At 62.7% G+C, this 24,950-nt stretch carries 26 protein-coding genes and 2 tRNA genes; 16 read left to right on the forward strand and 12 right to left on the reverse strand.

The features are described from left to right. Positions 1-244: 244 nt before the first annotated feature. A complete protein-coding gene (locus AC1TQG_RS10335; RefSeq protein WP_482136825.1) occupies positions 245-1,270 on the forward strand; it encodes an alpha/beta hydrolase in 1,026 nt (341 codons plus the stop codon). 13 nt (positions 1,271-1,283) lie between these two features. Here the strand turns inward: AC1TQG_RS10335 and AC1TQG_RS10340 are convergent, their stop codons facing one another. Further along, a complete protein-coding gene (locus tag AC1TQG_RS10340; protein WP_482136826.1) occupies positions 1,284-2,198 on the reverse strand; it encodes an oxygenase MpaB family protein in 915 nt (304 codons plus the stop codon). 132 nt (positions 2,199-2,330) lie between these two features. Beyond that, the gene (locus tag AC1TQG_RS10345) at positions 2,331-2,918 is read right to left on the reverse strand and encodes a TetR/AcrR family transcriptional regulator (RefSeq protein WP_482136827.1); all 588 of its coding nucleotides are present in this window, start codon (positions 2,916-2,918) and stop codon (positions 2,331-2,333) included. Between the two features lie 71 nt (positions 2,919-2,989). On the opposite strand from AC1TQG_RS10345, the gene AC1TQG_RS10350 reads away from it, so the two are divergent. The 3 genes from AC1TQG_RS10350 (at position 2,990) to AC1TQG_RS10360 (ending at position 6,665) form a co-directional block, all read left to right on the forward strand. After that, on the forward strand, positions 2,990-4,420 hold the full coding sequence (locus AC1TQG_RS10350; protein WP_482137318.1) for a guanine deaminase: 1,431 nt from the start codon (positions 2,990-2,992) through the stop codon (positions 4,418-4,420). 8 nt (positions 4,421-4,428) lie between these two features. Continuing rightward, the gene (locus AC1TQG_RS10355) at positions 4,429-5,385 is read left to right on the forward strand and encodes an antibiotic biosynthesis monooxygenase (protein WP_482136828.1); all 957 of its coding nucleotides are present in this window, start codon (positions 4,429-4,431) and stop codon (positions 5,383-5,385) included. 365 nt (positions 5,386-5,750) lie between these two features. Further along, complete coding sequence (locus AC1TQG_RS10360; protein ID WP_482136829.1) at positions 5,751-6,665, forward strand: alpha/beta hydrolase; 915 nt, start codon at positions 5,751-5,753, stop codon at positions 6,663-6,665. 14 nt (positions 6,666-6,679) lie between these two features. Here the strand turns inward: AC1TQG_RS10360 and AC1TQG_RS10365 are convergent, their stop codons facing one another. Beyond that, positions 6,680-7,396 (reverse strand): GAF and ANTAR domain-containing protein, encoded by a 717-nt coding sequence (locus tag AC1TQG_RS10365; protein ID WP_482136830.1) that lies wholly within the window; start codon positions 7,394-7,396, stop codon positions 6,680-6,682. Between the two features lie 241 nt (positions 7,397-7,637). Here AC1TQG_RS10365 and AC1TQG_RS10370 point away from each other — a divergent pair, with 241 nt between their 5' ends. After that, positions 7,638-8,084 (forward strand): Hsp20/alpha crystallin family protein, encoded by a 447-nt coding sequence (locus tag AC1TQG_RS10370; RefSeq protein ID WP_482136831.1) that lies wholly within the window; start codon positions 7,638-7,640, stop codon positions 8,082-8,084. 83 nt (positions 8,085-8,167) lie between these two features. Further along, positions 8,168-9,211, forward strand: coding sequence for an isopenicillin N synthase family dioxygenase (locus tag AC1TQG_RS10375; RefSeq protein WP_482136832.1), 1,044 nt, complete (start codon positions 8,168-8,170; stop codon positions 9,209-9,211). Between the two features lie 72 nt (positions 9,212-9,283). Here the strand turns inward: AC1TQG_RS10375 and AC1TQG_RS10380 are convergent, their stop codons facing one another. Continuing rightward, a complete protein-coding gene (locus tag AC1TQG_RS10380; RefSeq protein WP_482136833.1) occupies positions 9,284-10,276 on the reverse strand; it encodes a magnesium transporter CorA family protein in 993 nt (330 codons plus the stop codon). Positions 10,277-10,303: 27 nt separating this feature from the next. Beyond that, complete coding sequence (locus AC1TQG_RS10385) at positions 10,304-11,392, reverse strand: D-alanine--D-alanine ligase family protein (RefSeq protein ID WP_482136834.1); 1,089 nt, start codon at positions 11,390-11,392, stop codon at positions 10,304-10,306. Between the two features lie 79 nt (positions 11,393-11,471). Between AC1TQG_RS10385 and AC1TQG_RS10390 the strand changes: the two genes are divergently transcribed. Genes AC1TQG_RS10390 through AC1TQG_RS10400 form a run of 3 tightly spaced genes read left to right on the forward strand, consistent with a single transcriptional unit; the run spans position 11,472 to position 15,213 of the window. Further along, the gene (locus AC1TQG_RS10390) at positions 11,472-12,797 is read left to right on the forward strand and encodes a UDP-N-acetylmuramoyl-tripeptide--D-alanyl-D-alanine ligase (RefSeq protein ID WP_482136835.1); all 1,326 of its coding nucleotides are present in this window, start codon (positions 11,472-11,474) and stop codon (positions 12,795-12,797) included. Between the two features lie 10 nt (positions 12,798-12,807). Next, entirely contained in the window at positions 12,808-13,923 is a 1,116-nt protein-coding gene (locus tag AC1TQG_RS10395) for an acyltransferase family protein (protein ID WP_482136836.1), read from the forward strand. Between the two features lie 36 nt (positions 13,924-13,959). Beyond that, positions 13,960-15,213 (forward strand): hypothetical protein, encoded by a 1,254-nt coding sequence (locus AC1TQG_RS10400; RefSeq protein WP_482136837.1) that lies wholly within the window; start codon positions 13,960-13,962, stop codon positions 15,211-15,213. Between the two features lie 16 nt (positions 15,214-15,229). Here the strand turns inward: AC1TQG_RS10400 and AC1TQG_RS10405 are convergent, their stop codons facing one another. Beyond that, positions 15,230-15,682: an acyl-CoA thioesterase gene (locus AC1TQG_RS10405; protein ID WP_482136838.1), complete on the reverse strand. Its 453-nt coding sequence runs from the start codon at positions 15,680-15,682 to the stop codon at positions 15,230-15,232. Between the two features lie 142 nt (positions 15,683-15,824). Here AC1TQG_RS10405 and AC1TQG_RS10410 point away from each other — a divergent pair, with 142 nt between their 5' ends. Continuing rightward, positions 15,825-16,808 carry an alpha/beta hydrolase gene (locus AC1TQG_RS10410; RefSeq protein ID WP_482136839.1) on the forward strand — a complete coding sequence of 328 codons (984 nt, stop codon included), beginning with the start codon at positions 15,825-15,827 and terminating at the stop codon, positions 16,806-16,808. 99 nt (positions 16,809-16,907) lie between these two features. Here the strand turns inward: AC1TQG_RS10410 and hisC are convergent, their stop codons facing one another. After that, positions 16,908-17,972, reverse strand: a complete 1,065-nt coding sequence (hisC, locus tag AC1TQG_RS10415; RefSeq protein ID WP_482136840.1) for a histidinol-phosphate transaminase — start codon at positions 17,970-17,972, stop codon at positions 16,908-16,910. Between the two features lie 117 nt (positions 17,973-18,089). Here hisC and AC1TQG_RS10420 point away from each other — a divergent pair. Both AC1TQG_RS10420 and AC1TQG_RS10425 read left to right on the forward strand, forming a co-directional pair. Continuing rightward, positions 18,090-18,181: transfer RNA gene (locus tag AC1TQG_RS10420), tRNA-Ser, on the forward strand. A gap of 55 nt (positions 18,182-18,236) precedes the next feature. Next, positions 18,237-18,309 (forward strand) — tRNA-Arg (locus AC1TQG_RS10425). Between the two features lie 79 nt (positions 18,310-18,388). Here the strand turns inward: AC1TQG_RS10425 and AC1TQG_RS10430 are convergent. After that, a complete protein-coding gene (locus AC1TQG_RS10430) occupies positions 18,389-18,907 on the reverse strand; it encodes a tyrosine-type recombinase/integrase (RefSeq protein ID WP_482137319.1) in 519 nt (172 codons plus the stop codon). Between AC1TQG_RS10430 and AC1TQG_RS10435 the strand changes: the two genes are divergently transcribed. Further along, complete coding sequence (locus AC1TQG_RS10435; protein WP_482137349.1) at positions 18,803-19,117, forward strand: hypothetical protein; 315 nt, start codon at positions 18,803-18,805, stop codon at positions 19,115-19,117. The genes AC1TQG_RS10430 and AC1TQG_RS10435 overlap by 105 nt on opposite strands. Before the next feature lie 536 nt (positions 19,118-19,653). On the opposite strand, the gene AC1TQG_RS10440 is transcribed toward AC1TQG_RS10435, so the two are convergent. After that, a complete protein-coding gene (locus AC1TQG_RS10440; protein WP_482136841.1) occupies positions 19,654-20,157 on the reverse strand; it encodes a helix-turn-helix domain-containing protein in 504 nt (167 codons plus the stop codon). A gap of 262 nt (positions 20,158-20,419) precedes the next feature. Between AC1TQG_RS10440 and AC1TQG_RS10445 the strand changes: the two genes are divergently transcribed. The 3 genes from AC1TQG_RS10445 (at position 20,420) to AC1TQG_RS10455 (ending at position 22,715) form a co-directional block, all read left to right on the forward strand. Continuing rightward, entirely contained in the window at positions 20,420-20,626 is a 207-nt protein-coding gene (locus AC1TQG_RS10445; protein ID WP_482136842.1) for a helix-turn-helix domain-containing protein, read from the forward strand. A 536-nt stretch (positions 20,627-21,162) separates the two neighbouring features. Continuing rightward, complete coding sequence (locus AC1TQG_RS10450) at positions 21,163-21,858, forward strand: nucleotide-binding protein (RefSeq protein ID WP_482136843.1); 696 nt, start codon at positions 21,163-21,165, stop codon at positions 21,856-21,858. 173 nt (positions 21,859-22,031) lie between these two features. Continuing rightward, entirely contained in the window at positions 22,032-22,715 is a 684-nt protein-coding gene (locus AC1TQG_RS10455) for a ParB/RepB/Spo0J family partition protein (RefSeq protein WP_482136844.1), read from the forward strand. A 297-nt stretch (positions 22,716-23,012) separates the two neighbouring features. On the opposite strand, the gene AC1TQG_RS10460 is transcribed toward AC1TQG_RS10455, so the two are convergent. From AC1TQG_RS10460 to AC1TQG_RS10470, 3 genes are all read right to left on the reverse strand, one after another. Beyond that, positions 23,013-23,561: an RNA polymerase sigma factor gene (locus tag AC1TQG_RS10460; protein WP_482136845.1), complete on the reverse strand. Its 549-nt coding sequence runs from the start codon at positions 23,559-23,561 to the stop codon at positions 23,013-23,015. A gap of 86 nt (positions 23,562-23,647) precedes the next feature. Continuing rightward, complete coding sequence (locus tag AC1TQG_RS10465; protein WP_482136846.1) at positions 23,648-24,022, reverse strand: hypothetical protein; 375 nt, start codon at positions 24,020-24,022, stop codon at positions 23,648-23,650. A 119-nt stretch (positions 24,023-24,141) separates the two neighbouring features. Further along, a complete protein-coding gene (locus AC1TQG_RS10470) occupies positions 24,142-24,840 on the reverse strand; it encodes a hypothetical protein (protein ID WP_482136847.1) in 699 nt (232 codons plus the stop codon). Between the last annotated feature and the right edge of the window lie 110 nt (positions 24,841-24,950).

Here is a 24,950-nt window from a genome sequence, read left to right on the forward strand (position 1 = left end):
TGATCCGAGCCCCTTCGATCGGTTCACCGAGTTCATCGATTTTTCGCAGGGTACGCGCTCTCAGGGCCTGTGCGGGGGAGGCGCTACGCCTTCAGTTCCTGTCGAAGCAAATGTGATTGGTTGCGCGCCAACTGTCATCGTAGGGCGCCTGGGTGGAGCCGTACCCACCCGTCGGCTACATTCTGCAAAGGGGTGGGGTTCGGTGCGTAGTGCACCGAGCATTTCGAAAGGCTGACCAACCTCGATGCGCATCACCTCCACACTCGGGGCTCTCGCTCTGGCTTCACTCGTCGCTCTGACCACTGCAACATTTGGTCCGGGCGCCGCCTCGGCGAACATCGGCGAGGCCGGTTCGCAGGCCTACATCACCAGTATCGAAACCCTCACGGACCAGCATCGGGTGATCAATGTGTATTCGCCTTCGATGGACTCCATCGAAGCGCTTGATGTGCTCGTCCCAGCCGACCGCAGTGAGCCGAGCCCAACCCTGTACGCGCTCAACGGCGCAGGCCAGGGTGTGGTGGAGAAGTCCGGTTGGTTCGAGGCCACCGACGTCGTCGACTTCTTCGCCGACAAAGACGTCAACGTGGTCTCCCCGCGGGGCGGCACATTCAGTTACTACGCCGACTGGATCAATGATGACCCGGAACTCGGTCACAACAAGTGGGAGACGTTCCTGACGAAGGAGCTGCCGCCGGTCATCGACGCCGAACTCGGCACCACGGGTGTCAATTCCATCATGGGCATGTCGATGAGCGGCTCGTCCTCGTTGTTCTTGGCCGCGCTCAGCGGTGACCTCTACCAGGGCGTCGCATCGTTCAGTGGATGCGCCCGGACCACCGATGTCGTCGGACGCGAATACATGAAGTTGGTCGTCGAGACCCGCGGCAAGGGCGATATGACGAATATGTGGGGCGAGCCGGAGAACCCGCTGTGGGCCGAGCACGACATGTACCTCAACGCAGACAAGCTCCGTGGCAAGACGATCTACCTGTCGAGCCGAAACGGGCTGCCCGGCAAGTACGACAACGAAGACAACGTGCGGCTCAACGGCCAGGTCAACAGCCTCACGGACCAGATCGTCCTCGGCGGCGGTATCGAGGCCGCAACCGGCCTGTGCACCCGACAGGTCGCAGACCGGCTCAGTGAACTCGGGATCCCCGCGGTGACCGATCTTGATCAGCCCGGCAGCCATTCCTGGGGCTACTGGGAAGAGGACCTGCGCAAGTCCTGGCCCACGCTGGCGGCCTCGATGGGTATTTCTGCCTGAGGCTTTCGGTGACTCAGCGGCCGTTGTGAATGCGGCGCGGGTCGACACCTTCGCGTTCCCAGCCGGCTGCCGCGTACTTGACGTATAGCCGGCGCACGGGAAGGCGGTTGAAGATCGGATTCGCCGCGCGCATGGCTGCGGTGAAGCGGTCGTAGCGCTTCTGCATCTTCGGGTTCCACTCCAGCTCGCAGACATCACGCATCTGCTGGGGCACGGTGCCGATGACCACGGTGCGGACGGCGGCGTTCAACGGACGTGACAGCACCATCCAGATGGGCGCCGGAATCGACTTCGGGCGGGGAAGCCCTTGGCGGAGGTATCCGGTGGCGTAGGTGATCGTCTTTGTCGGCACAAAGCGGTCCAGCATCGAGTCCCAGTACTCGCAGAATTCCGTGTAAGTCTGCGGCTCGTTGCGCGAGCTGACACCGTAGAGGCGGTACCAGGCTTTGCCTTCTTCGAAGATCTGCGCCTTCTCGGCGTCAGTCAGCCGGCGGATGAACGTGTCGGCCGTGTAGATGACCTGGTCGATGAATGTTGCGTGCGCCCAATAGAACAGCTCGGGATTGAGTGCGTGATAGCGCGATCCGTCGCTGTCGATCGTCCCCTTGATCGGCTTGTGGAAGTCGCGGACCCGGCGGCCCCACTCGTGGGGGTTCGCGCTGTAGATGGTGTTCATGATCGGCGGCACCGTGCGCTGCGCGCGGCCAAGGAAATCGGAGAAGATCACCGAGTGGTCTTCGACGCCTTTGGCGAGCTGCTCGATGCAGTTCTCGGTGCCGGCAGTGCGCTGGAAACAGAATGCGCTGCGGATGTCGCCGGAGAACTTCCAGACCAGCGAGTCCGGGCCGAGCGGCGGTGCCGAGTCGGCGTCTCGATCGTCGATCGGCATGGGCGTGGCTTCGCGAACCGCGCTCTCAAATGCTGTCATGGCGCCCCCCTGTGATGACACAACTATCTTTATCTGTTTCAACTGCTCCAACGGTAACAGGTTTCATCGCCGGTCATGCGCTGGGATTGCGGGTATGAAAAGGGGCTGTGAGACGTCAGGCGAGTATCTGTGTCACCAGATCATCGGCGCGAGGAACTTCTCCGCGAAGTGACGGGTGGCGACGGCATCGGTCAGGTCGAGCGCGCGGGAGCGGGACATCGCGAAGGAGGCCACGAGGCGCATCTGCAACTCGGCGGCGAGTCTGAGGTCGTCCGCAGGCATCGAAGCACCGGCCTTGCGCAGTGTGTGCGCGATGGCGTCGCTGAACGAGTCGATGACCGCGTCGGACTGCGATCGCTCGAATCCGATCAACAGGTCGAGCGCCTCGGGTTCGTCCGCGATCAGCCGCCGGGCAAGCGGGTTGGTGCGGAAAGCCTCGATGGTCTGGGTGAAGGCTTCGACCACGGCAGCGCGGGGGTCGAGGCCCTCGACCGAAGCGGCCACACCACGCATGAAGTCTGCTTGCATCCGCGCTCCGACGGCCGTGAGAAGGTCTTCCTTGCTGGGAAACCGGCGGTACAGAGTGCTCCGGCTGACCTGGGCCTGCTGTGCGATCCGTTCCACGTTGGCGCCACGGACGCCCATCGAGGCGAACTCCGCGACTGCCGCCGTGAGTATCGCCTCTTCCTGTTCCTGCTGAGTTGCGTTGGTGCGTTGCACCTTTTCAACCCTACCGATCCGACTTCGATGCATGTTTGACGACATTCATTTCTGGCGACCGCCGAGCGCGAATGGCGCCGGGGTGCTTTAGTGATTCGGTGAAGCACCTCTATCGCGGACAGATCTTTCATATCGCGGGTTCGCCGAAAGTGACCACAGCGCACGACGCCCTTGTCTTCATCGAAGACGGCGCTCTTGTGGTCGATGAAAACGGCACCATTTCATGGTGCGGCGAATTCTCCTCGCTCCCAGATGAACACGACCATTCGGTGGTCGTCGACTATCGGCCCGGATTCATTCTTCCCGGGTTCGTCGACACCCATATTCATTTCCCGCAGACGTTCGCCGGTGATGCCTACGGCGGTGGGCAATTGCTGGAATGGCTCGAGCGGTGCATTTTTCCTTCCGAATCGAAACTCGGCGATCCCGAGTTCGGGCAGCTGGCCGCCGCCGAGTTCACGCGCAGGCGGGTCCGGGCCGGGACCACCGCTGCGATGGTGTTCGGATCGGCATTCCCCCATGCGCAGGACGCATTGTTCGAAGAGACACAGCGACGTGGCCTGCGCATCGTCAGCGGTCGCGGGATCCAAACCCGCGGACCCGATTCCGCGGGTCCTCTGCTGACAAGCGAAGAGAAGGCCATCGAGCTGACCGCGGCAGAGGTCGACAAGTGGCATGGCGCCGACACCGGAGACGTCGCGACCGCACTGTTGCATGTCGCACTCGTGCCGCGGTTTTCACTGTCTGTGACACCGACGACGCTGGCGGCACTCGGTGAGCTGTACACCGACCTGCGATCGAAGGGCGTGTACGTCCACACGCACCTGAACGAGAACAATCGTCCGGGTACCGGAGAGGTCGATGCGACCAAGGCGGTCTATCAAGTCGACAGCTACCTCGACACCTATGACGGAAAGTTCCTGCCGGGTTCCAAGATCGGTGGTGACTCGCTCCTCGGACCACGCACGATCATGGCGCATTCGGTGCATTGCCAGGACGGAGAACTGGCCCGCATGGCCGAGACCGGAACCTCGATCTCGCATTGCCCGGTCTCGCAGCTGTTCCTGGGGTCGGGCACGATGCCGTGGCTGCGGACCGTGGCGTCCGGAGTGAACATTTCACTCGGCACCGATCACGGTGGGGGCGATGAATGGCTGATCTCGCGAGTTGCCAACGACGCCTTCAAAGTCCACATCACCGAGCCCGGTGATGCCGGGGTCTCGATGCATCCGGCGGAAATGCTGTTCGTATCAACCCTTGCCGGCGCCCGCGCGCTCGACATGGAAAACCGGTTCGGCAACTTCGACGTCGGCAAGGAAGCCGACTTCATCGTGATCGATCCCGAGCAGTGGCCGCCGCTGTACAACTCGGTCACCCATGGTGTTCGCGCTGACGATGCAGACTTGGCCCGGGATCAGTTGCTGTTTGCGCTCCTCATGCAATTGCGTGAACCCGCCATCGCATCGGTGTACGTCCAGGGTCGCAAGATCGACGAGGACTGATTCCGTAGATGATCGAAACATCCGGTGAGGCAACCGTTTTTGTTGCCTTTCACCCGGTCTCCGACAACGACTTCGCGGATTGGTCCGGGCAGGTGCGGGTGATCGCGGAGAATGCGGTCGGCTACCGGCACCTCGCGGTGGCCGGAGATCGGCAACCGGCGGTGGCGTTGACGTTTGCTGACGAGGCATTGTTGCAGGCGTGGCTGGATTCACCGGCGTGGTCACGGTTGGTCAAGGTGGGGGCAAGTTGCGGCATCCGCCGCGAGTTCAGCGACCTGGTCACCGTCGACGGTGAACAACCACCATCCGGGGTGGGCATCTTCGTCCACCGGGTGGAACCGGCGAACGTGGCCGGGTTCATTGCGGCGCAACGCAAGTTGATGGATCTGAGTGCAGCCGCACCGGGTTTCGAGTACTCGATTCTCACCGGACCACGCCTGGCCCACGACGGAATCGAAGAGTGGACCGCCGTGGTCAAGTTCCGAACCGATGCTCTGCTGACCCGGTGGCGTGATGCTCCCGAACGTGCGCAGGCCCTTGGCGAACTACGGTCGAATCTCGAGCAAGACTTCTCTTCGTCGTTCGAGGCGAACTCGTTCGGTTCGATCGTGCGGGTCGCCGACGGCCGATCGGCGGCAACACCCGAATGGAAAGTCGGGATGATGGTGCTGCTGGTGCTCTACCCGACAGTGATGGTGCTGTCGCGTTTCGTGGGGCCGTACTTCGACCAGTGGGGCGCCGAGCCCTGGCTGTCCATGTGGCTCAGTCAGATTCTGTCGGTGTCGCTGCTGACGTATCTGTTGATGCCCATGGCCACCGCGGCGTTCTCGTTCTGGCTGGATCCGTTTCGAGGATCGTCACTCAAGGTGTCGATCGTCGGTGTCCTCGTGGTGGTTGTGCTCTACGCCGCCACCCTCGCGTTGTTTGCCAACGTACGGTGGCTGCAATTCTGGGACTATGCCTGAGCAGATAACTGCTGCGGCACTTGGGTAGTGCCTGGCCGGACCTCCCCGTCCGACCAGGCACTGGTCTGGGGGGATCAGCGGAAGATGGTCTTGACGCTCTGGTAGGCGGACATCGCACCGTTGACGTCGATGAACAGCGCACTGACGTGGACGGCCTCGGCGGTTCGGGTCATGATCGATCTCCTTACGATGCGGATCATCCTCTCGCCAGACAGTGTGCCACGTTCTTCAGGTGAGAATCGCTGTTTACATAAATACGTTCGATATGGGTCTGAACTGCGACAACTGATGTCCGTATTGGCCGGATCCCGTGTTCGGTGAGTCACCTACGGTCCTCTTTGTCGGTCGCGCAGTACATTGGGCCGATGGCAGTCGATGATGCGACCTCAGCCTTACTGGCCCGCTTGGCGGAGGCCGGTGAACCGCGGATTCGGCAGCTGCCGGTGGCGCAGGCCCGCGAGGTCTTCGCTGCCCTCGCCGAGCACTTGGAGCCGGGTCCAGATCTGTACGCGGTTGCCCAGGACACCGTGGTGGCCGATGACGGGTACCGGATTCCGGTGCGCGTCTACAGCGCGACCGAACAGCCTCGTGGGGTGATCGTCTATTTCCACGGTGGTGGTTGGGTGCTCGGATCCACCGCGGTATATGACTCGACCCTGCGGCGGCTGGCTGCGATCGCCAATTGTGTTGTGGTGTCGGCTGATTATCGCCTGGCGCCCGAGTATCGATATCCCACTGCTGCACATGACGCGTGGGATGTGACGAATTGGACGGCAGCGAGTTGGCCCACTCTGCCGCTGATTGTCGCGGGAGACAGCGCAGGCGGCAACCTGGCCACCGTGGTCGGACAACGCGCTGTCCGTGAATCCGGTCCCCTCATCGTGTTGCAGGTCCTGATCTATCCCATCGCCGACCATGATCTGGATACGGTCAGCTACCTCGATCCTGCGAATCAACTACTTCTGGACAGAGATTCGATGATCTGGTTCTGGAATCACTACGCGCCCGATCCGGACGTTCGGAACCAGGCGGACGCGTCGCCACTGCGGGGAGTCCTGGTCGGGTCCCCACCGGCGCTGGTGCTGATACCCGAATATGACGTTCTGCGAGACGAGGGTGAAGCGTACGCCGTGGCGCTGGGGGACGCGGGAGTGCCGGTGCAACTCAACATCTTTGACGGCCAGATGCATGGGTTCGTCCAGTTCTCGGGAATCCTGCCTGCGGCCGACAAGGCGTTGGGGCTGATCGCCGAACAAGTCACTGCGGTCACCGGCGGGTGAGCATCGGCCGGTGGTCACACGCAGGAAGAGTCTGCATCAGGCAGGAGGATGTCGGAACCGGCCTCCACCACTTGGCGGGCGAGTACGGCAATTCTGATGTTGGAGTCCTGCGAGAACCTCCGGAGAAGTGCGAATGCCTGATCGGCATTGATGCCGAACCGTTCCATGATCATGCCTTTGGCCTGCCCGATCACGTCCCGGCTCTCGGCCGCGAGTTGTAACTGTTCGTTCTCGCGTGAGGCGGCGAAGGTGAGAGCTGCGTGGGCCGTGAACAACTCGCCGATCACCTTGGAATCGGCATTGAATCCGCCGACAGTGCGGCTGTACATGTTCACGGTCCCGATCCTGTTCGCACCCGCGTCACATGGAAGGCAGAGCATGGCACCCAAACCGGCCGCGGCTGCCGATCGAGCGAATCGGCCCCACCGCGCGTCTCGGGAGACATCCTCGATCAGCACGGTTTCGTGGTGACTTACCGAGTGCAGGCTGGGTCCCTCTCCGAGGCTCATCTGTAGGCCGTCGCAGGTGCCCGCGAACCCATCGACCGCCACGGTTCGTTCGATCGACTCGTTGCTCGCGATGACGATGCTGACACCGTCGGCGGCCGGCATCAGATGCTTCGCCTTCGTTGAAATCGCCTCTGCGAGCGCGCGGATGTCACCGCGTTCCGCGTAGAGCTCTCGGGCGATCACAGCCAGTTCCGCGGGGAGGGTTGTTGTGTTCTCGTTCATGGCCATCCCTTCGCGCTGCACGAATACCCGATGTCGATATTAGCTCCACGACGGACGGTGCACACCACGCCCCCTGTCTGTCGGAGATGGCCAATAGGTCTGTGCGGCAGTGACTCCCGTCAGAAATTTGTTGGGTGGAAGTACTTGGCACGCCCGCTGCGGAGTGCTAAAACTATCGGGCACAGTGATTTGGTCGCCCGCCAGGGTGGCGGGCCATGAGCGACGTAGGAGGTGGGTTGCTGTGCTTCGTTTTGATCCTTTCAGTGATGTTGATGCGTTGACCCGCGGATTGCTGGGTGCCAGGACCGAGGGGACGGGATCTTCGCGAACTCCCCGATTCATGCCGATGGATCTGTGCAAACTCGATGGGCACTATCTGCTGACGGCTGATCTTCCCGGCGTGGATCCGGGTTCGGTCGATGTGAACGTCGACAACGGTGTTCTGACGCTCTCGGCACAGCGCACCGCCAGGTCCGATGACGGCGTGCAGTGGTTGACCAATGAACGGTTCTTCGGAAGCTATCGTCGCCAGCTGTCCTTGGGTGACGGAATAAACACCGCCGGAATCAGCGCGCACTACGACAATGGTGTTCTCTCCGTGACCATCCCGATCGCGGAGAAGGCCAAGCCCCGCCGTATCGAGATCGAACACTCCGACAGTGGTCGCTCGATCGAGTCCAGCGGCTGACAGCACGGAGAGATCCTCGCTCGACATGCGGGCTCCGTAGGCGCTGAACTAACGTTGACGCAAGCGCTGCGGAGGAGTTTTGGATGACATCTGATTTTGTGGTTCCCACTGTCGACATCACGGCATACGTGGGTGGGGGAACTGCCGCCGAGCGGGCTGTCGTCGCTGAACGCATCGACGCGGCCTGCTCGGCGGTCGGTTTCATTCAGATTGTCGGACACGGTGTTCCGAACGCGGTGTCGGATGCTTTCGCTGCCGCGATGGATGATTTCTTTGCGTTGCCGCTCGACGTCAAGAAGGCATATCGGACGCCTCCGCGCATCAATCGCGGTTACACCGCGCCGAAGTCGGAGTCCTTGTCACTGAGTCTCGGTGTCGAGTCTGCCGATCGAATGAACGATTTCTTCGAAGCCTTCAACGTGGGGTCATGCGCGGCCGACTACCCCGATCATCACCTCCCGCACGACGACTACGCCGAAAACCTCTGGCCGACAGAGGCTCCGGCATTCGAGGCGGGGGTATCGGCCTACTACACCGAGGCGGCCAGGGTGGCACGCACGCTCACCCGGATCTTTGCCGATGCCCTCGATCTGGAGCCCGACTTCTTCGCCGGGTTCACCGACCATTCCCTCGACGTATTGCGGATGAACAACTACGCCTTACCTCCCGGCGAGATCGACCTCGGCGGTGAGCTGACCGGAATGGGTGCGCACACCGACTATGGGATCGTCACCGTCCTCTGGGCTGACCAGGTGAAAGGTCTTCAGGTTCTCGGCCACGATGGGATCTGGCACGATGTCGCACCCGCCGACGGTGCGTTGCTGGTCAACCTCGGCGACCTGATGGCGCGCTGGACCAACGAACGCTGGATGTCCACGCTGCATCGCGTGAAACCGCCAATTGTCAACGGCGTCATCGAACGTCGACGTTCGGCGGCGTTCTTCCACGACGGCAACATCGACGCGACCATCAGCACCCTGCCGTCGTGCATCGGCGAGGGCAGCAAATACGAGCCGGTGACGGTGGCCGATCACCTTGCGGCCAAGCTCGCCGGATCACGTGCCGGGGTGGCCAACGCCGCGGCCGAACGAGAGGCCGCCCGGGTCCGGGCTTCTACGGCTCCCTGACCCCGATGATGTGGCCTTTTGGCGGCGTCCACCTGCGGGTTTGTTCGCCAAAAGGGCACACTATCGGGGCGCCTACAGCCAGTCCTTACGCCGGAAGAGCGAGTAAAGAACCGCCACGGAGGCGACGATGATGGCCACGCTGATCGCGAGGCCGAACGAGTTGCCGAATCCCGGGAATCTGACGTTCTGACCGAAGAACCCGGTCACCGCTGTGGGCACCGCGATGATGGCGGCCCACGAGGTCAATTTTTTCATCACCGTGTTCAGCCGGGCATCCTGCAGTGACAGGTTTGTCTCGAACAGTGTTGTCACCATGTCGCGCAACGACTCTGTCCATTCGGTGGCGCGCAGGACGTGGTCGTACAGGTCGGTGAAGCTCGCATCGAGAGCCGGATTGGCTCTGTTCTCGAGCCGGTTTCGCTGGATCAGGTTGACCACTTCGCGCATCGGGAGCACCACCCGGCGGAGTTTGACGAGGTTCTTACGTACCCGATAGGTACGTCGCTGGAGGTCGTGGCTGTTGTTGTTCTCGTCGAAGAGCAACGACTCGAGATCCTCGATGCTGTCGTCCAGCATCTGGACCGCGTCGAAGTGACCATCGACGACGACGTCGAGCAGTCCATGGACCAGCACCCCGATGCCGAGCTTCTCATCATCCATCGCATCCCAGCGCTGCGTCACCACGTCCATATCGAAGCCCTCCGACAACCGCACCGTGATCAGCACGTTCTCCTTGATGAACATGGAGATCCGATGGGTGTGTAAGGCGCCGTTGGTGGACAGCGACGGATCTTCGTGGATGTCCACGCCGTAGACGGTCATGAACTTGTGGTGCGGATAGCTGACCGCTTTGACGCGTTCGGCATCGGCAAGTGCGTCTTCAACGGCCCAGGTGTTGAGATTGAGTTCCTCTGCCAGCTGGCAGAGCGCTTCGTGGCTGGGATTCACCAGATCGGCCCAGGCCAGCGTGGTGTCGTCGGCCAGACAATCGGACAGTGACTCGACGTCGAAGCCGTCCTGGAGTTTGCCGTTTCGCCAGATCCGGCCGCGCACATTTTCGATCACACCTTCGATGGTGCCACCCGGGCTACCTCAGTGGTCGGTGGAGAACCCCGACCGCACCTGGTGTCGCTGCTGCGCGAGCTCGACAAGCCGGTTGATCAGGTCGCTGTAGCCGAGGCCGGACGCCTCCCAGAGCTTCGGATACATCGATGCCGGGGTGAACCCGGGAATCGTGTTGATCTCGTTGAGGAGCCAGCCGCGACCGTTCTCCTCGTAGAAGAAGTCGACGCGCGCCATGCCGGAGCACCGCAGCGCCAGAAATGCGCGTTCGGCCAGCAGGCGGACCTCGGCTATCTGGTGTTCGGACAGTTCCGCGGGGATGACCAGACCGGCCGCACCGGTGACGTACTTGTCCTCGTAGTCGTAGAACTCCGCGCCGGGGAGGATCTCGCCGGGCACCGACGACTTCGGCTCCCGGTTGCCAAGGACGGCGACCTCGATCTCGCGGGCGGTCACCGCCTCCTCGATCACCACGACCTCGTCGTAGCGCAAAGCCAGCTCGATCGCGGTGGCCAACTCGGCGCGGTCGGAGGCCTTCGAAATGCCCACCGAGGAACCGAGATTGGCAGGTTTCACAAAGACCGGCAGGCCGAGGGTGTCGATCGCCCGCTCGATCAGGTTGTCGATCTCATCGGTTCCGGCACGGAACTCGACCCACTTGCACTGCGGGATCTGGGACTGTGCGGTGACGACCTTGGCCATCGCCTTGTCCATGCACACGGCCGAGCCGAGAACCCCGGCGCCGACGTAGGGGACGCCGGCCAGCTCGAGCATGCCCTGGACGGTTCCGTCCTCGCCGTGCGGTCCGTGCAGCAGCGGCAGCACCACGACCGTCTCGTTGTCGGCGCGCTGCAGTGCCGAGAGCGGATCGATTTCGGTGCCCTCGGGCTCGAGTACGCCAGGCAACTCCAGCGTGGCGTCGGCGAGTGTGGCGATCGCCTTGTCGTTGCGGATCCACTTCCCGTCACGGGTGATGCCGACCGGGATCAGCTCGTACTTGGTACGGTCGGCCGCCGCGAGGACGTGCGCCGCGGTGATGCACGACACGTCGTGCTCCGCCGAGGCGCCACCGAACAGCACAACAAGGCGGATGCGGTCGGATGATGCGGGATTGGCCATGCGGCCACGATAGGCCAGCGCCGAACCGGACATTGCCGGTGGTTGGTGGTCACGCCCGCCCGCCCGGTAGCGTCGACGCGTGCGATTCAAGGCGAGTGACGTGGCAGCGGCGACCGGTGGAAAACTCTTCGGCCCCGACCTGGAGATCGACGGCGCGAGTATCGATTCTCGCGGCATCAGGCCAGGCCAGCTGTTCGTGCCGATTGTCGCCGAACGCGACGGACACGACTTCATCCCCGGCGCACTTGCCGCAGGCGCAAAGGTATACCTGACCGCGCAGGCCGTTGACCAGGGCGATGCCCAGACCGCTGCCATCAAGGTCGCCGACACAGCCCTGGCCCTGGCCGACCTGGGCCGCGCTGCTCGGGCCCGGCTGACGGGCCCGGTCGTGGGCGTGACCGGTTCGGTGGGCAAGACATCGACCAAGGACCTGCTCGCAGCAGTGCTCGCGACCACGTACGTGACCGCGGCCAACGAGCGTTCGTTCAACAACGAGCTCGGATTGCCGCTGACACTGCTCGGTGCGCCTGACAACACCGAAGCGGTGGTCGTCGAGATGGGCGCCCGTGGCATAGGTCATATCGAGCTGCTGTGTGACATCGCTCGCCCGACTGTCGGCATCGTGACCCGCGTCGAAGGTGTGCACCTCGAATTGTTCGGAGATCTCGATTCGGTGGCGCGCGCCAAGGGTGAGTTGATCGAGGCGCTGCCCGCCGACGGACTTGCCGTGCTGAACGCCGACCATCCGGTGGTCGCGGGGATGGCACAGCGCAGCGCCGCCAGGGTGCTCACCTTCGGTCTTTCGCCGAGCGCCGATGTGTACGCCGATGACATCGTGATGGACTCCGAATTGCGGGCCCGTTTCACGCTGCACACACCGTGGGGCACCACGCAGGTCGCGCTGGCGGCCCGTGGAGAACACCAGGTCGCCAATGCGCTGGCCGCCGCTGCCGCTGCCGGCGGCATCGGCGTGGGCATCGAACAGATCGCTGCCGGGTTGGGCGGGGCGGCCATCTCCGGACTCCGGATGGAACTGAGCCGCACCGATGCCGGCGTACGGATCCTCAACGACGCCTACAACGCGAACCCGACATCGATGTCGGCCGCACTCGATTCGTTTGCCACCCTCGACGCCCGGCGTCGGGTTGCGGTGCTCGGGGTGATGGCAGAACTCGGTGGATCGGCCGCCGCCGAACACCTGGCCATCACCGAGCGGGCCCGGGCGCTGGGTATCGAGGTGATCGCAGTGGCGGCCCCCGACTACGGACCGGACGCCACCCACGTCGGCGATGTCGACGCGGCCGTTGCCGCCCTCGGAGACCTGGAATCCGGCGACGCGGTGCTCGTCAAGGGCAGTCGGGTGGCGGCCCTCGAACGGGTGGCGGACGCTTTGTCGGCTGTCTGACCCGGGACTGATGACACCGCACCCCGGATTCACCCCGTCACTAACGGGAGTCCGGGGATTGGCCGCGTTGCTGGTGTGCGCCACCCACGCCGCATTCTGGACGGGCAAGTACACCAACGACTTCGAGGGCTGGTTCTTCGCCCGGCTCGAGGTCGGTGTGACGATCTTCTTTGTGCTGTCGGGCTACCTTCTGTTCACGCCCTGGGTGCGATCACTCCAGGAAGGTGATCCCAAACCTGATGTGCTGCGGTATTTCTGGCGCCGGGCGGTGCGTATTCTGCCCGCCTACTGGATCACGGTTCTCGGTGTCTACCTCATCTTCGTGTGGCGTGATGACATCTCGGACGTCGGGCACGGGCCGACCGGGCTCCTCCGCAATCTCACACTCACGCAGACGTACGGATTCGGTTATCTCCATTCGGGTTTGACGCAGATGTGGAGCCTGGTCGTCGAGGTCGCCTTCTACCTGATGCTCCCGGTGTTCGCGTGGCTGATCGGACATCTGATCTGCGGTGGAGGTTGGCATCCGGGCCGGATGATCGCGGCGATCGGTGGGCTGATGATGATCACCCCTGTGTGGGCGGTCATCACGGCCGACGGGGGTATCGATGTGACCGCGCGCTTGTGGCCGCCTGCCTTCCTCGCGTGGTTTGCCGGTGGAATGCTGCTGGCCGTGTTGGCCCGGGTGGTCACGATCTGGCCGCCGACGTTGTCGGTGCTGGTCGGGATCGTCGCGTTCGAAATCGCCTGTACCTCGATCGCGGGGGAACCGACGATCACTCCGGCATCCACCTCGGCGACGATCGTGAAGTCGGCGCTCTACCTGATCGTGGCGTTGGCGCTGCTCGCACCGTTGGTGATCGGCCCGCGCGGACACTGGTGGGACCGGACGCTGTCACAGCCGGCGGTGGTCTGGTTCGGCGAGATCTCCTACGAGTTCTTCCTGGTGCACATCATCGTGATGGAACTGGTCATGGATCTGCTCGGATATTCGCTCTTCAGCGGTTCGGTTGTCGGCGTGTTCGTCGTCACTTCGGTCCTGTCGACCCCGGTTGCCTGGACGCTTCATCGGGTGACCGCACCGCTCTGGCGTCGGGAAACGGCCCCGTTCGAGCGCGTCCGGTAATACTGGTTGAAAGCCCGCAACTCCCCGGAGGCCCCGATGGTCGACAGTTCTGCCTTTGCCGCCTCAGGCGGTGCCGCGGACATTCGCCGCTGGTGCGAGAAGTCTCGTATGCCGGGCAGAGCGCCCGACCTGTCCGATCCGGCAGCCATCCTGATCGCGTCCGGATTCCTGTCCGACCAGGCCCGGGCAGTACTTGTCCGCCGAAGCACCGCCGGTCTGGCGGTACCGGGGATCGGTGGTTTCGGTGAGCTGCGGCGCCTGCAGCGTGAGCTCGGACAGCTCGAGGATCAATTGCGCAACCCCCGGGTCCCCAAGGTCGCGGCGCTGGTGGTGCGCTCGCGGGTGGTGGCCCTCACGCGGCGGCGGGATGCCGCTCGCAACCTCGTGACGGCATCGAAACCGGTTTTTGCCGGAACGGTCCGCGGCATCCGACGCGAACGCCGGGAGGGCCTTCACCTCGACATCAGTGACCGGGAGCGGTTGTTCAACGGGCTGCTGTTCACGCCTTGCCCCAATGCACTCGACGTCAACTACCTGCGGCGTGCCACCGCGATGGCGGCGAGTACCGCCGCGGGCGTCATCGGGCAGCTGACCGACAACCGGTCGAAGGCCGGCCACTGGGTGGCCGGGAAAGCAGCGATCTTCGATGACGCCGAACATGATGAATCATATTCTGGCAGTTCTCGATTCGTCGACGGATACGAGACGTTGCTCTACATTGCGGGCAACGCGTACGACCGGATCGTGCGTTCGCCGGTCTGGCACAGTGACCATTTTGTGGTTCAGCGCGGCCAGATCAATGTGCATGCCGAGATCGCCGAGATCGCAACCGATGTCATCAACCTCCGAACCGTTCGCATCGAACTCGATCGTGTTCGGGCCGTGGCCGATTCGGACGAACGTCTCGCCGAGCAGTTGCGGTCGCGGGAGGCCGAGTTGCGCCCCGTCTGGTCGCAGCTGATCGACCGGGTGGCGGCGCTCTGGGATGTTGCCGATGCGGTGGCGGCCGCGGCGGTGGAGCTGAAGGTTCTCGATCAGGTGAACTACGCCGGAACCATCGATCAGCGCATCGACCACCTCATCGCCCGGTCGGGTGAGCGGGAGTTGTCGGCGGAGAACACGCGGCGTCTCGGTGAGCAACTCGGCGCCGGCCGGGAGCATCTACGTGACTACCGAAACATCCTGCAGGGAAACGTGACTCCGTTTCCCGAGGAAGGCTCCTCGGCCGCTGTCCCGCCCATCCCGGCGCCGCCGAGGACGGCAGGGCCGCGCAAGCAGATCGAGAACTGAACGCGGGCAGCGGCGTTCAGTCCCTGGCCCACTGCCTGAGGTAGTCCTTCTCGACGTCGGTGAGCCGGCGGAGGCGTTGTTTCTCCACATCGACAACTGCCATCTGGGTGGCGGCCACGCATGCCGGTTTGCTGGTGGCCTCGGCGGGTGCCGAACGAACCTCGTATCCGATGGTGAAGTCGACGGAACGAAAACCCTTGATCCACATACTGATCCGCAGGGGGCTGTCCTCGTGTCGGAGCTGTGCCTGATAGCGGATCTCGACGGTGACGATCATCGCGCTCTTGATGAGCGGTGCATACTGTTCACCGGCGCTCATCAGCCAGGCCACCCGGGCTTCTTCCATCAGAGTGACCATCCGGGCGTGATTGATGTGACCAAACGCATCCATGTCCGACCACCGCACGGGGACCTCGGCAACATAGGCGAATGAGTCTGCGGCATTTGAGGTATTCGTCGGATTTTCCATATCCCACATGATCCATGCCGCATTTCTGAACTGGAACCCTCGCCCGAAAATGGGCTCTGTGAGTTGGCTGAGAGTTTTCCATCGTTCTGTACCCTCGGTAGCCTTCGGTCCGGGGATTCGACAACAGGGGAGTGGTCAATTCATGGAGCGCGTTGCACGTGTGATTCAGGCTATGGGTGGACTGGTGGCGTCTGCCGCGTTGGCCACGTCGGGGGCTGCAGTGGTGACCGCGGCGCCGACGACGGCCGAGATCGAGACCGTGACGCAGGTCGGTCCACAGCGACAAGACCTGACGATCGCTTCGCCGGCCATGGGCGGCGACGTCAAGATCAGCGTGCTGACACCCGCCGATCTGACCAGTCCGCGAGGCACGCTGTATCTGCTCGACGGTGCGGGCGCCAAGGACCGCGTCAGTGACTGGCTCACCAAGGGCGGTGCAGAGGAGTTCTTCGCGGACCAGGACGTCACGGCCGTGCTGCCCTCGGGTGAAGGCGCGTTCTATACGAACTGGCAGAGTCGGGACGCGGTGTTCGGCCAACCCCAGTGGGAGACCTTCCTCACGAAGGAGCTCCCGCCGCTCATCGACGCGACGTTCAACGGCAATGGCAACAACGCGATCGCCGGACTGTCGATGGGTGGGCAGGCCGCCTACGCGCTCGCCGCGCGAAAGCCGGATCTGTACACCGGTGCCGGGTCGCTCAGTGGCTGCCCGCCGGTGACGGGCCTGGTAAACGAGAGTTATGTGCGCACCACGCTGGCCAAGGACGGCGCCGACGCCACCAACATGTGGGGGCCATTCGGTTCATCGGGATGGACCGACCACGACCCATCGCATCGGCTCGACGCGTTGCGCGGCAAGAACCTCTTCATCTCCGCGGGCTCAGGGATCCCGGGTCCGCTGGATCAGACGACGAAGCTCGACGAGGGTCTGTCCCGAGAAGAGATGATCGCCGCCGGCGTGACCCTGGAAGCCGGTGCCTACCGCTGCTCGGTTGAGTTCGCGGTGCTGATGCGGGCCAGTGGGGTGGAGGCCACGTCGAAGTTCCGCGCCGTCGGCACCCATTCGTGGCCGTATTGGAAGCAGGATCTCAAGGCGATGTGGCCGGTACTGGCCCGCGGGCTCTGACCGGAGGTCGTTACTCGTGCGCCTGAGTCGGCCGCTGCGGCGCCGGAGGTTGCCTGTGCATCCCCGAGGTTGCCCCAGGGCCTCCGACGGCGGCTGCGGCTAGCTGCGTGCGGCTCGAGCGCGGGCGAAGTCGAGGAATGTGTTGTTCTCGCCTTCCTCGGTGATGGTCACCCGCACGCCGTCGCCGTCGAACGGCCGGATGATGACGCCGGCCTCTGCTGCGTCCCGGGCAAAGGGCAGCGAGTCGGAGCCGAGATCGAGCCAGACGAAGTTGGCCTGACTCGGCGGGATGCGGTAGCCGGCCGACCGCAATTCGGAGCTGACCCGGTCCCGTTCGAGAGCAACCGAACCGGTGCGCGCGAGAAGTTCTTCCTTGGCGTGCAGGCTGGCTATCGCAGCGGCCTGCGCCAGTGAGTTGACGCTGAACGGCACGTGGACCTTCAGCAGTGCATTGGTGACCGAGGGGTCGGCGACCGCATAGCCGACGCGGAGACCGGCAAGGCCGTAGGCCTTCGAGAAGGTCCGCAGCACAACCAGATTCGGATACCGGCGGTGCAGTTCGATGGCGTCGTAGCGCAGGCTCTCGGCAGGCCGCATGTACTCGAAATAAGCCTCGTCGAGGGCGACCAGGACGTCGGAGGGGACTTGGTCCAGGAAGGCGATCAGGCTGTCGGTGTCGACCACGGTGCCGGTCGGGTTGTTCGGGTTGCAGATGAAGATCAGCCGGGTGCGGTCGGTGATCGCCGCCGCCATCGCCGGGAGGTCGTGCACCAGATCGGCGTTCAGCGGCACCTGCACCGGTGTGGCCCCGGCAACGCGGGCTGCCAGCGGATAGGTCTCGAACGATCGCCACGCGAAGAGCACCTCGTCGCCGGGACGGGTGGCGATGGTGATCAGGTTCTGGCAGAGCGTCACCGATCCGCAAGCGGTCTGCACGTTCTCGGGGGCGACGTCGAGGTGCTTGGCCAATTCTTCCGTCAACGCGACCGCACCGTTGTCGGGGTAGCGGTTGACGCGCGAGGCCGCTTCGGCGATGGCCGCCGCCACACTGGGCAGCGGACCGAAGGTGGTTTCGTTGCTCGCGAGCTTGAGAGCGCCGGGGATGTTCTTGCCCGGGACGTAGGCGGGCACATCGGCTAGGTCGGGACGAATACGCGGGGTCACCGATCCAATCTAGCGCCGCGACGTCATGTCTCCAGAAAGTGCGTCTGATCAGACGGTTTGCTCCGGTCGGTGGAGCGTGTGTAATCTTTGGCTCGGCAGTTCGAAAGGACTCCACCAGGAGGCGTGCCAGAGCGGCCGAATGGGACTCACTGCTAATGAGTTGTCTCGCTAAAACGAGACCGGAGGTTCAAATCCTCTCGCCTCCGCCAGTACGACCGAATGGATGCACGACCAGTTAGACCGCTGGACAACTGAACACAGCACGCGCCCGTAGCTCAACGGATAGAGCACTTGACTACGGATCAAGAGGTTAGGGGTTCGAATCCCTTCGGGCGCACAACAGTTACGGCCTGCACCAGCGACTACGCGAGGTGCAGGCCGTTTACTTTTTCCCTGGATGATAGCCAGCTCAACACTTACTCAACACTTTGCCCGAAATTGGTTCCCAAAGTGTTGAGTGCGGTGCGTACGTCTCGCGCAGTATTCGAACGGGCTATGTAGTGAGCTTCAGTGATCGCCGTACTACCGTGGCCGAGCTGTTCCTGTGCAGCCTCGATGCCGTACTCGAGTTTTAGAACTGTGGCGACGGTGCGCCGGCAGGAGTGGGGCGTGATCCAGGAGAGCTCGGGCCCGAGTGCTGCTCGCCACGAGCGGCGGACGTTCGACGGTGACAACCAGTTTCCTGTACTCGTTAGGAATATGGCTTGGTTTGCATTGTGAAGCGAGTGAAATGAGTCCAGCTTCGCAATGCGATGCCGTAGAGCCTGCACTGCGAACTCGGGCAGAATGACAGTCAGGTCGGGACTGCCCCCCTTGCGATGAGGCTGACGGTGCAACGTCTCGCCTTTGCGACGCGGATTTATCAGCGTGCCGCTGATCGTAAGGGTTGGTGGATCGTCGTCAAGTCGGATTTCATTTCGTTGGAGCGCGAGCACCTCACCAATACGGCTTCCCGTGGCGAGCAGAAGAAGAAGGGCGTCGCGAAGGTCATCGGTCGGTCGTGGACCGGGTCGTCGAACCACACTTCCATCAGGGAGTCGACTTATCCCGCATGTGTAGTCGTCGATCGCGGCGACTACGTCCCTCAGCTCTTCTACACTCACGGCTCTGGTCGGGGCGCGAGTCTTGCCCGTCTGTCGAGTTAGTCCGGCAACAGGATTGCGGTCGAGGAGGTCCAATCGCACCGCTTCGTTAAACGTCCCTCGAAGGACCACACGTGCATGCCGAGCCCGTCCAGGAGTCGCTGCGTGAATTCGGCGTAGCAACGAGTCGATCGTTCCAACGGTAATCTCGCTTAGCCGGAGCTCGCCGAGGCTTCCTGAGCAGAGCCTCTCCCAAGCTTCGACGTATGTGTTGTGCGTCTGCTCGGACACATTCGGCGGGCGTTTGCTGTCAAGCCAGTGGCCAGCCAAATCTTGCATGGTCGACTGGCGGTTCAGGCCTTGGGAATCGGCCTCACGTCTCGCCCGTGAGCTCAGCTTCTTCTGAAGACATCGGCGCGCACTGTCGGCGGACATTCCTGTTGCTTCGACGAGACGGACGCGGCCGTCGAGGTCGCGAATGCGCGCTTTCGCGACGTGAGACTTGCCGCGTCTTGTGGTGGTGATCTTCCCCCACTCGCCAGGAGCCATTCGTTCGCGTCCCATAGATGTGCCTCCCGCTCGTCCCGGCCCGTCGAAAGCTAGGTGCCTGAGTCCCCGTCGCCAGCCAACATGCCGTCGGAGGTCATTCTTTCGAAAATGCTTTCCGCCCGTTCCTTGGATGTGAGGAAGACGTATTGCAACATTTCGACCTCGTCTGCCTGGGCATTGCGGGAAAGTGCGCTGTGGAGCTGGGATTGAGCTGCGCGCATGGATCGCAGGGAAAGAAGCCATTCACGCGTGACCGAGACTCGGTCTCGATCTGGTGCGAACTTTTCTCGAACGACGACCGGCGTCGAATTGCCTCCGTGGTCGCTCCACTGTTTGGGAGGCGCTAACAAGGCGCTAACTCCGGAAAACCACTGAAGGGCCTCGTGGGATTCGACGGTCCGTCCAGGGAACACCTCCACATCGCCTTTTGGAAGGTCGGGGTAGACGAGCTGGGCGGGCGAGACCTCGAGCGCCTGTGCCAGCACGAGCAATTCGGCAACGTCGAGACTCTTCTTTCTCCCGATTTCAAGATCGGCGATCACAGCACGGGACACGGGGTGCCCTAGCGATGCTGTTCGGTCGGCCAGAGCTGCTGCACTCAACCTGGCGTGGTCTTTCCCTCGGAGTCGTCGAACTTCGCGGCCTACCCGAGCTACGATCGCTTCAGACCACTGTTGCGTCATGGGAACGCAGTCTACCTAAAATTGGACTGAGATTGCGTCCCACCCCCACGTTCGTTAGTCTGTGGTGCAGAGCCAAAGACATCTGTGGACAACGGGAACCATTGCGTTCCTCAGACGCAACTTGGGGGGCATTGTGACACGCAGGCTGTATACGGTTAAGGAAGCTGCGCTGCTGACCGGATTGAGCCGGGCCAGTATCTACAACAGGCTGAGCACCGGAGATATCCGATCGGTAAAAGTCGGCAGTCGGCGACTGTTCCCCGATACGGCGATCGATGAGTTCATCGAAGGCCTCGAGGAACGGGCCGCCCAGGCGACGCCAGCGTCTCCTGATCGCTAGTCAACTAAAAACGCCCCTGACGGGAACCTCAGTGTTACGAGCACTGAGCGTCTGGGGCGTAGAAACCAGCAATCGGTTGTGAATGGGAGGTCTCTACTGGAACGATAACGCGCGCTCTCGCATTGAGCAACACATCTCGCGAGGTTGGATGCGATGTGTCGAAAGCTGATGCGATTGAGCCGTATATCGTCGTTTCTTCGCAAGGCCCGACGTTAACCAGCCTGCGGCCGTTGCCTGTGCATCCTTTGTAATTCCTCGGTGACCGGCCCCGAGGCGCCATCGTTCTGACTGATCATCGGAAATGTGGTGATACCGAAAGCCACGCGTCGAATGTGACGCGGGGCTAGAGGGCGTGGAGCGGACAACGCGGATGCGGAAATTGGGGGTCACCCCTGGGGGGTCCTCTTGAGGCGGTACGAAGTTCGTCGTATTGGAAGGTAACCCAACCCGGCCACAGATGAGTCTATCTGGCAGCAACCATCAGCAGCGGCCCAAAAGTAACCGCAACATGGCGGTGAAGCACATGGAGGTATCGGATGTCAGTGCAAGTAATAATGAATCAGAAAGGTGGCGTGGGTAAATCCACGCTGGCGATGAATCTGGCGGCCATGAAGGCGGATGTCGTTGCAGCCCCTGGATCAGACGACGAAGTATCCCCCGTTCTGGCGGTCTCGATTGACCCTCAGGGGTCCGCCGTTTGGTGGGCGGAACGTGTCAGCGAACTCCCGTTCCGGATCGCCCAAGCGCACGACGACGCAGACATTCTGCGTCGGCTCCGTGAACTTCCCGGAATCAAGCATGTTGTCGTAGACACTCCCGGCTGGATTGGCGACATCCCCGGAAGCGCGGAAAATGGTGATTCTGGAGACGCACTCGACGCCGCATTGTCGTCTGCCGACTTGGTCATTGTTCCAATCGTCCCAGAACCCCTGGCGTTCGATCCCACCGCGAGAACAATCTTGAAAGTCCTTCAACCGCGTGGAATTCCGTTCGTAGTAGTAGTCAACAATTGGGATCCGCGCGACGGCAAAACAGATCTCGAGCAAACGCAAAAGTTCGTGAAGTCTCAGGGTTGGCCGTTGGCGAATACCGTTGTCCGCCATTACAAAATCCACTCACGAGCTGCAGCAGAGGGCAAAGTCGTCACCGAGTACGCGTCCAACCGCGTAGCGCTACAAGCTCGCGAAGACTTTCGTCGGCTATGCCTCGAAGTCGAAGTTGGGAACTGGTGATGGCTCGCAAAGGGGGGCGCGTTGACCTCGCCAGTCTTGCCACTTCGGTCGGAAAACAATCTCCGGTAGATCCCGCAGCACAGCCCGGCCGGATCTTTCGAGCGAATGTTCCACTAACGCAGCTCGTAGCGAATCCAAGGAATCCCAGATCGGGTCTTCGTAACCTTGACGATTTGGAGTCGATCAGGTCTCGCCAGCTCCAACCCGGAACTGTGGTCAGCCGGGGAGCCTGGCTCAGTCTGTGGCCAGAAGACGAGCGGTATCTCGACGGGGCAAAATGGGTCGTCGTCAATGGTTGTCGCCGTCTGGCTGCCGCCCACAAGTTCGGTCGAGACGGTCTGGACGTCGTCATCCAAGACAGCCTCGCGACTGACCGCGAAACGATTTTGTGGGCGGCGATCGTCGAGAACATCGATCGCGAGGACTTCGATGTTATCGAGGAAGCACACGCGGTTGAACTGATGGTCAAAGAGCTCGGCGGAGCGGGTGCCGCGGCGAAACGGCTCGGTAGAAGCGAAGGCTGGGTCTCGCAGCGCCGTGCATTGCTAAAGCTCACGCCAGAACTACAACAGTCGTTGTGCGCTGGCGAGATAGCACTGAGGCATGCACGGTCACTTGCGACTGTGCCGCGGGCTGAACAGGTAGCTGCGTGGCGGGAAGCACAAGACCACGCGAAGGAACAGAGAGGCGAGAAGGAGCGGCCTGACAGACCAGCCAGCGAACCGACCTCACCAAAGGCCGCTGTGCGAGCACTGCGCAGGCTACGCACAGATCCCATAACGCTCGCGACCGCAGTGTGCGACGTGTACTCAAACGAGCAGATTGAAGAGTTGGTTACCGCGCTGCGCTCGCGTTGAAATGAAAACGCTGGTGTCTTTACCGCGGTAAAGACACACCAGCCGGGTCGAAGTTCGGAGCTGACGCGGGCAAGTACGCGTTCAACGCTTAGGACCTGGCTGCTCGTGTGCGAGGCGATACCTCGAAGGAGAATGGCCAGCACGCGGTCGGTGTGAATGTCCTCGGTGGTCGGCGGTCGATCCTCAGCGGGTAGCACTGCGGGTGGTGATCATGTTCCATTGGTCGACTGCGGCCTCAGACAGCTCATGGACTTTGAGGGCAGGAGCCTTCATGTCGGCACCGAACTTTGGACTTGGTCAGGAGTCCGCAGCGGAGGCTAGAGCGGACTGCAGTTGGGTGCGAGCCCTGTTGAGCCTCGACTTCACTGTCGAGACACCGATGCCCTGGTGTTCGGCGATGTCGACGTAACTAAGGTCGCCGAACTCGCGAAGCACCAACGCGGTGCGCATGTCCTCGGGCAACAATGCCAGAGCTGCACGCAGCGCGTCGAGGTTGGCTATGCGTTCATCAAACCGTGTGCTGGTCTCGTCCTTGAGGACGATGGGCTGATCGGCGGCGTTGAAGTCGACCAGCTGGGTGTGGGCTTTGCGTCGCCGCACGATCATCAATGAGCAGTTCGAGGCGATGCGATGGATCCAGGTGCCGAAACGGGCATCGCCGCGGAACTTTTCGAGGTTCTGCCAGGCAGAGACCAGGGTGTCTTGCAGCGCGTCCTCGGCTTCCTGGCGGTCGCCGACGATATGCAGGCATACACCCCAGATGCGAGGTCGATAATGGGTGACGAGCTGGGCAAACGCTTGTTGGCTGCCTGCCCGTGCTTCGAGCAGCAGTTGTGTTTCATCCATCGATGTCCCCCGACCATCCCCCAGTAACTGCGCAGATCCTATCGGGTAGGCGCTTCAGCGCGCCGACCGACTGTGCGCCAGCCCGGCTATAGGTCTGTGGGAGCCGGACCGTCGTCGTCGAGGTTCGGGCCGAGATCATCGGGTGCGTCCTCGGGTTGATAGCCGGTGTCGGCCGGCGCGTTGTCTTCCATTTCGGTCTCATCGGGGCCTTCGCCGAGGTCCACCTCGACCGCGGGACTGTCCGCGTGGCCGTCGTCGCCGGTCTCGACGTCGTCGTCTCCGAGGTCGATCTCGTCCGGTAGCCGGGGTTCGTCGTCCATTACCGGTACGACATCGCCCACGACGGGGGCGGTAGCGGGATTGAAGGCGGCATCGAGAGCTGCTTGCCACGGCTGTTGTGGGACGTCGAGGTCATCGACGTTGATCCCGAGTGCTGACAGAAGCGATCCATCCTCGCTCACAGCCCACCTCCTTGGTTAGTCATGGTCGCGGAGCACCTGATCAGGTACCCCATCAGAGTTCGATGCACCGACCGCCCTCAATGTTCCCGCTACCGCCCATCGAATGCACAAGTGGGGGACTAAACGGCCACATCATCGGCAGCGGGGGCCTCGGGCGCAGCCGGCTCGGCCTCGGGTGCGATGCCATCGCCGCTGGTGCTGGTGGAGTCGAGGATCCCGTCGCCGTCGAGGTCTTCGGCGTACAGATCGATGTCGCCGTCGCCGTCGACGTCCACCGCGATGTCGTTGACGACACCGTCGTAGTCGGTGTCACGGATGACAGTGTCCGCGGCGCCGTCCTTGTTGCTGTCCAGGACCGACACGTCGGCGGATCCGTCGCCGTTGGTGTCGATGAGGGTTTCGACGATGATCCCGTCTTCGACGATGTCCTGTGCCACAAGGTTGCCGGCGTCGTCGTGGTAGCTGACCAGATCGACCTGGCCGTCGTCGTCGAGGTCGGAGGCGACCCGCAGTGTGCCGTCTTCCTCGAGGCTGGCCGCGGTGTCGTAGGTGCCGTTGCCGTCGGTGTCCTGCTCGATGAGGGTCACGTTGCCCTCATCGTCGACATGGGCGATCTCGGCTGTGCCTTCCGCCGAGGTGCGGTGAACGATGTCGATGGTGCCGTCACCGTCGACGTCGCGCGCCGATTCGTAGGCCGCCGGGGTGCTGGTCTGCGCGTTGGGGGCCGGCTCGGTTGAGGGTGGGACCGCGGCCGAGGCGTTGGAGGTGTAGGCGGCGTCTTCGGGGTTGCCGGTCACGTTCTGGCTGGAGTTCGACATCAGGTGGGCCCTTTCAGGTGGCGCTTCATGTTGTTGTTGGAGATTTAGATGCACCCGATCGGTGAAAGGTTCCCGGGCCGGCAACCTACTTTTCGTCGCGGGCGTTGCCG

The organism is Williamsia sp. Y844, from assembly GCF_056786475.1.